At 39.6% G+C, this 6549-nt stretch carries 5 protein-coding genes and 1 pseudogene; 5 read left to right on the forward strand and 1 reads right to left on the reverse strand.

Annotation, left to right across the window (positions count from 1 at the left end):
• The first annotated feature begins 147 nt into the window (after positions 1 to 147).
• The 5 genes from FTV28_RS03805 (at position 148) to ahpF (ending at position 6087) form a co-directional block, all read left to right on the forward strand.
• Entirely contained in the window at positions 148 to 1209 is a 1062-nt protein-coding gene (locus FTV28_RS03805) for an RNA-guided endonuclease TnpB family protein (protein ID WP_179989451.1), read from the forward strand.
• Between the two features lie 172 nt (positions 1210 to 1381).
• Positions 1382 to 2173: a hypothetical protein gene (locus FTV28_RS03810; protein ID WP_004972923.1), complete on the forward strand. Its 792-nt coding sequence runs from the start codon at positions 1382 to 1384 to the stop codon at positions 2171 to 2173.
• 30 nt (positions 2174 to 2203) lie between these two features.
• Positions 2204 to 3331 (forward strand): toxic anion resistance protein, encoded by a 1128-nt coding sequence (locus tag FTV28_RS03815; protein ID WP_104852204.1) that lies wholly within the window; start codon positions 2204 to 2206, stop codon positions 3329 to 3331.
• Between the two features lie 56 nt (positions 3332 to 3387).
• Positions 3388 to 4305, forward strand: coding sequence for a hypothetical protein (locus FTV28_RS03820; protein ID WP_131261786.1), 918 nt, complete (start codon positions 3388 to 3390; stop codon positions 4303 to 4305).
• 216 nt (positions 4306 to 4521) lie between these two features.
• The gene (gene ahpF, locus FTV28_RS03825; RefSeq protein ID WP_096901839.1) at positions 4522 to 6087 is read left to right on the forward strand and encodes an alkyl hydroperoxide reductase subunit F; all 1566 of its coding nucleotides are present in this window, start codon (positions 4522 to 4524) and stop codon (positions 6085 to 6087) included.
• 152 nt (positions 6088 to 6239) lie between these two features.
• Here the strand turns inward: ahpF and FTV28_RS03830 are convergent.
• Positions 6240 to 6549, reverse strand: a pseudogene (locus tag FTV28_RS03830) (IS4 family transposase); the annotation flags it as partial.

The following is a 6549-nucleotide window of genomic DNA, read 5'->3' on the forward strand; positions in this document are numbered from 1 at the left end:
TTGAAAGCCATGTTGATCATGGCTTTTTTATCAAATGGAGCGTAAAACTCTGTCCTTCAGGTCAGAGATATAAGCGACACGACATAAAGTGTCGTTTGATTTAACTAAGGACTATTTTCCTTGAGTTTTGATTGTTAATATAAGTACATGAAAACCCTTAAATTACGTATAAAAGACAAACATTGCAAGGTGTTAGACCAACTAGCATCAGAAGTGAACTTCGTCTGGAATTATGTCAATGATTTAGGGTTTAGGCATTTGAAGCGGAAAGGTGAATTTCTCTCTGCTTTTGATATTGCCAAATATACGAAAGGCACATCCAAAGAATGTAATTTACATAGTCAAACCATTCAGGCTGTAACTGAAGAATTAGTCACCCGAAGAAAGCAATTTAAAAAGGCAAAGCTGAAATGGCGTATCAGCAATAAAAAATCAGCAAGGCGCTCTTTGGGATGGGTTCCCTTTAAAAAGTTGGCTATCAAATATGCCACTGGATATGTCCAGTATGGAAAACACCAATTTAAGCTTTGGGATAGCTACGGTTTAAGCAAATACACGTTAAAAACAGGTTCATTTGTAGAGGATAGCCGTGGGCGTTGGTATGTATGTCTTGTTGTTGAATCGCCTAAGCAAGATAAATCGACAGCAACCAAATCGATTGGTATTGATCTAGGCTTAAAAGATATTGCCACCTGTTCTGATGGCACTGTAATTTCAAATCCAAAATTCTATCGAAAATATGAGCAGAAATTATGTATTGCTCAGAGAGCCAGGAATAAGAAGCGTGTTCGTGCATTACACGCCAAGATTGCAAATAGTCGAAAAGATCATTTGCATAAAGCAAGCACCAAGCTTGTGAATGAAAATGCATTGATTATTGTAGGTGACTTGAGTGCTAAAAAATTAGTAAAAACCAAAATGGCAAAATCTGTTTTGGATACAGGATTTTCGGCACTAAAAACAATGCTCAAGTATAAATGCGAGAACGCAGGCGTATTGTTTGAAGAAGTCCAAGAAGCCTATACCACCCAAATCTGTTCGTGCTGCAGTGAGATCACCTCAAGTAGTCCTAAAGGTAGTACAGATCTTGGAATAAGAGAATGGGAGTGCATGAGCTGTGGTACAGCTCATGATCGAGATATAAACTCAGCTCTAAACATTCTTGCGCTTGGGCATAAGCGTCTAGCTGTAGGAATCACCCTCTTTTAAGGGGGTGAGGATGTCAAGCACTGGTGTTTTGAATCAGGCATCTTGTGACTGATGTTATGCGAATCTATAAAAAAGCATTTAAGCAGATCGAAATAAAAAATTGCAAAATATTACATGACCTTAGCCGAAAAACACGTACTATAAAATCATGTAAAGAGGGTTGTGATGGTCTATGGCTCAGTTTGAAGTGTTACTGCCTTTGCAAGAGATTACGGTGGATCGTGCAGAGCTTTTGGCGATTCAACGCAATGATTTAGTTCCGTTGTTGAATGATCAATATCGTCTAAATCATTATGCAGATCAGGTGATTCAAGCGCAGTCAGTTTTATTGGATGGGGTGGATCCACATTTAACTCAGCAATTGAGTGTGACCATTGAGCAGTTGATTCAGGCGCTTGGCAAATCTAAAAAAGTGTTAAAGCAACGTAAGTTTAATGCACTACAAAAGTGGCTAGGCATAGATTTGGAATATGGCGCGGGGCAAGTGCAATATTATAAAAACCTAGATCATTTATTAGGACAAGCAGATCGTTTAAGCCAAAAGCTGCAAATCGAAATTCAGAAATCACAATCACGTTTTCAGCAGTTGGTTGGTTTGCGTGAGCAAATGGCGAAATACATTCAAGCTGCCGATGAGTTTTTAGTGGAATATCCACGATTTGTGCGCAATCAGCATCCTTTGGATAATTTTAGCGAACGACTGGCCAAGAAAATTTATAGTTTAAAGACTTTGCAAAGTAGTAATGATATTGCGATTACTCAAATGCAACTTTCACAGCAACTCTCTTTTAGTTTGTTAGATCGCTTTAAAGAAGCGCAGCAGGTACTCATTCCTGCATGGCAATATCATGTCAAACAAAGTCAGCAAAGTGGCTCACACAGTCAGCTAGAAAAGCTGGATCAAAGTCGTGAGCATTTAATTAAGACATTAAGAAAATCCTTAGAAAAACCTGCGCAATCATAAGGCATGGTTTTGATTAGATAGAGGCGAAATATGACAACTTCTGAACAACGCAACGTCGCTGTGCAAGTGAGTGATGAACAGACTCAGCAACAATTTCAGCAACTCAATTTGCAGGAAATTGGCTTACAGCCTGATGACTTTCAGGAGGTGCTGGCTGCGCGTAAAGAATTAAGCGATCTTAGCCATCATTCGGTTGCAGAATATGGCAAAAATATCGCCACTAAAACGTCAAGTTATACCGATGAGCTTTTAGGTTTGGTGCAAAATAAGGATTTGGATGTCACAGGGCAAAAGCTGAATCAGGTGGTGCAGGTTGCACAGCAGTTAAATACCAACAGTATTTTAAATCCAAACAAAAGCAGTGGCTTTTTGGGTGGTTTATTCAATAAGTTAAAAGGCGCTAAACAAAGTTTTGATCAAAACTTTAACAGCACCAAAGCGCAAATTGATAGTCTGGTCACAGAAATTGAAAGCTCACAAAATGGTTTAAAAAACCGTGTAGATACACTGGATAAAATGTTTCATGGTGTGCAAGATGAATATAAACAATTGGGGATTTATATTGCAGCAGGTAAGTTAAAACAGCAGGAAATTCAGCAGCAAATTTCTGAATTTTCCGCGCAGCCGCAGGATCAGACCACGACTCAAAAAATTTATGATCTCAATCATCTTGCTAATAATTTAGAAAAGCGGGTGAGTGATTTGCAGGTGTTGCAACAATCTGCCATGCAAACTTTGCCGATGATTCGGATTATCCAGTCCAATAATTTAATGTTGGTCGATAAATTTTATGCGATTAAAAACATTACCTTACCTGCGTGGAAAAACCAGATTAGTTTGGCGATTTCTTTAAATGAGCAGAAAAACAGTGTGCAACTGGCCAACAGTATTGATGATGCCACCAATGAATTGCTGCGCCGTAATGCAGATTTATTGCATCAAAACTCGGTTGATACTGCCAAAGCCAATCAGCGTTCGGTGATTGATATTGAAACCCTTGAACACGTACAAAATACCCTCATTAAAACAGTGAACGATGTGATCCAGGTACAAAAAGAAGGCATGCAAAAACGTGCAGAAGCGACTACGCGTTTGCGAGCCTTACAGGAGAATCTGAATCAATTGGTGATTGGTTCAAGTCAACAGTCTGGTCAATAAATGCATTTTGACAATGACTTCATTTAATCTGAAATTTACCTGATAAGGAGTCGGATTTGCCCCCACTTGATGAATATGCCATTCAGCCACAGCAGCTAAAAACAGGTGTTGTGGCATTACAGCAGCGTCAAAAAAAGCTCAGTTTTTTGGCTGTGCTGTCTATGACGGTGGTGCTTATATCGGCAATTGGCTTTTTTATTCAGCAAGATGTGATTTATAGCTTCTTTGGTTTAAGCACTGAAGTTCAGCAATTACACATGCCTGCAAGTGTCGATGCGACTTTGGCAAATTTAGGGCAGCAACCTGATTATTTTTTCAGTTTGTTGAACTGGTTGGGTTGGTTGATTTTAAAACTGTCGGTGTCATTTATTGGTGCATTCGTTCTAGTTCATCTACTCAAGAAAATTCGTTTTTTTTATATTCGCTTTCAGTCCTTTGTCTTGAAATTTGTAGCTTGGTTGCTGAGTTTTATTTTACTTTGGTCGGCATTGAGTTATGTTCAGCATGACCGACAAGATGATACGCAGCAGGTATATGCCAAAATTGTGCATTATGAAAAGCACATTCAAGAAAGTGAATTGGCGCGTTATTTACAAAATGCAGAAATGGCAGCGCCTGTTAAAGCCTATTTGTTGGCGCAAACGGCATTGATGCATCATCCCGCAGATAAAGATGCAGCCATTCCGCAAGTGTTGACCTTGGTCAAAGCAGAGCAGCAAGATCCGCAATTTTTACATTATGGATTTAAACCTGAACAATTATGGACGATGCAGCAGCAAGTTTATGGCAAAGCTTTAACGCCTATGGCGCAAAGCGTACATAAGCAAGTGCAGCAAGCACAGCAATTAAATACGCTGGTTTATTATATGAATCTCGCGGTTATGGCGCTTATGTTAATACTGTCTGCGGTACTCTGGTTTTTATCGCGACATTTACAGCAGCGTATTCTGCGGATTCAACAACAACTTGAATAAAAAATGATTAGGCTCAATTGCTTAAGGCAGACATTCAGTTTTTATGTTAATGTCTAAATTGAATAGCTTTAGGTATTTTAAATGAAATAGTAAGCTTGAAACTCACTATCATTTAAAAAAACGATCATAAATATAAAAATAAACCGTTTCCCCTATGTAACTATTTTTCGTAAGATGACATCAACAAATAAATTTACTCCCTTGGAGACGTTAGCCATGTTAGACCAAAATACTTCTACACAACTTAAAACTTTATTAGAACGTCTTGAAAGCCCAATCGAGCTTGTCGCGACTTTAGATGGTTCTGATAAATCTGCCAAAATTAAAGAATTGGTTGAAGAAATTGCAGCACTTTCGCCACAAGTTACTGCACGTTTTGACGGTAACAACGCACGTGCACCAAGTTTTGGGATTGCAAAAGTAGGTGAGCAACCGCGCGTATTCTTCGCAGGTTTACCAATGGGGCACGAGTTCACTTCATTAATTTTGGCTTTATTGCAAACTTCTGGTTATGCACCAAAAGTATCGGATGAAGTATTAACGCAAATCAAAGAATTGAATCTTTCATCTCACTTTGATGTGTTTGTATCGTTGAGCTGCCACAACTGTCCAGATGTAGTACAAGCTTTGAACCTCATTGCGATTTACAACCCTGGCACAACAGCAACCATGATTGATGGTGCATTCTTCCAAGAAGAAGTTGAGCAGCGCAAAATTATGGCTGTGCCGATGGTATTCCAAGATGGCAACCACATTGGTCAAGGTCGTATGACTTTGGAAGAAATTGTAGCTAAATTAGATACAGATTCTGCGAGCAAAGATGCAGCGAAACTGAATGCCAAAGAGGCGTTTGATGTCTTGGTAATTGGTGGCGGCCCTGCAGGGAATACATCTGCAATCTATGCAGCACGTAAAGGTATTCGTACAGGTATTGTGGCTGAGCGTATGGGCGGTCAGGTGATGGATACCATGGATATTGAAAACTTCACTTCTATCCAAAAAACACAAGGTCCAAAGTTTGCGGCAGAAATGGAAGCGCATGTGCGTGAATACGATGTCGATATTATGAATCTACAAAAAGTATCTGCCATTAAAGGTGCTGATGAAACTGCCAATGGTTTGGTCGAAGTGACTTTGGAAAATGGCGCAACACTTGAATCGAAAACGGTGATCTTGTCTACAGGTGCACGTTGGAGAGAGATGAATGTACCTGGTGAAGCAGAATACCGTACCCGCGGCGTGGCATACTGCCCACACTGTGATGGCCCGTTGTTTAAAGGCAAACGTGTTGCAGTGATTGGTGGTGGTAACTCAGGTGTAGAAGCAGCGATTGACCTTGCAGGGATTGTAGAGCATGTGACTTTGGTAGAGTTTGATACTAAATTACGTGCAGACCAAGTCTTGCAAAACAAATTGAACAGCTTGCCAAATACTACTGTAATTACCAATGCATTATCGACTGAGGTGATTGGTGATGGCGCACAAGTGACTGCATTGAAATATAAAGACCGTGCGACAGATGTTGAGCATACTGTTGAACTTGCAGGAATTTTCGTACAAATTGGTTTATTACCAAATACGGACTTCTTAAAAGAGTCAAAAGTAGAGCTGACGAATCGTGGTGAGATTGTGATAAATGAGCGCAATGAAACCAATGTAAAAGGTGTATTTGCGGCAGGTGACTGTACAACTGTACCGTACAAGCAAATCATCATTGCAACAGGTGAAGGCGCGAAAGCATCACTTTCAGCATTTGATTACATCATCCGTTCAGGTCAATAAGTCTGAACGAATACATCTGAATACGCGGATTAACCATCCTTAAATTGTATTCGCTAAAAAGATAGCGCCTGAGTTCCCCAATACTCAGGCGCTATGTTCAGTAAAGTGCGTTATCGCACAGTATTAAAAGTTTACTCTGTACACGACAAATTTCACAGAACCCTTATCCTATCAGGATTCTGCTTTCTTAAAATTGCCAAAATTTCCTTAAACTCTTCTTTTTTCCCAAAACCAATTAAACGCTGAATCGCCATTTGAACATAGTCTAAACCATAGCGAAATAAACTCATTGAGAGTCGTCCATGCTTCTTTATTTTTATCGCTTTTTTTTGATCATGTTGCCATTCACCCGTTAAGTAACACCAACAGAAGCTTATAGCTAACACCGCAATCAATTTTTTCACTCGTCTAGGGTCTGTCAAGCGCGTATTTTCAAGATTAAACCCGCGTCCTTTGAGACAA

The sequence above is a fragment of the Acinetobacter sp. YH12252 genome (genome assembly GCF_013417365.1).
GTDB classification, from domain to species: domain Bacteria; phylum Pseudomonadota; class Gammaproteobacteria; order Pseudomonadales; family Moraxellaceae; genus Acinetobacter; species Acinetobacter towneri.

Coding starts and splice junctions, on each gene's coding strand:
- FTV28_RS03810 (WP_004972923.1), top strand. CDS start 1,382: ATGGCTCAGTTTGAAGTGTTACTGCCTTTGCAAGAGATTACGGTGGAT.
- FTV28_RS03815 (WP_104852204.1), top strand. CDS start 2,204: ATGACAACTTCTGAACAACGCAACGTCGCTGTGCAAGTGAGTGATGAA.
- FTV28_RS03805 (WP_179989451.1), top strand. CDS start 148: ATGAAAACCCTTAAATTACGTATAAAAGACAAACATTGCAAGGTGTTA.
- ahpF (WP_096901839.1), top strand. CDS start 4,522: ATGTTAGACCAAAATACTTCTACACAACTTAAAACTTTATTAGAACGT.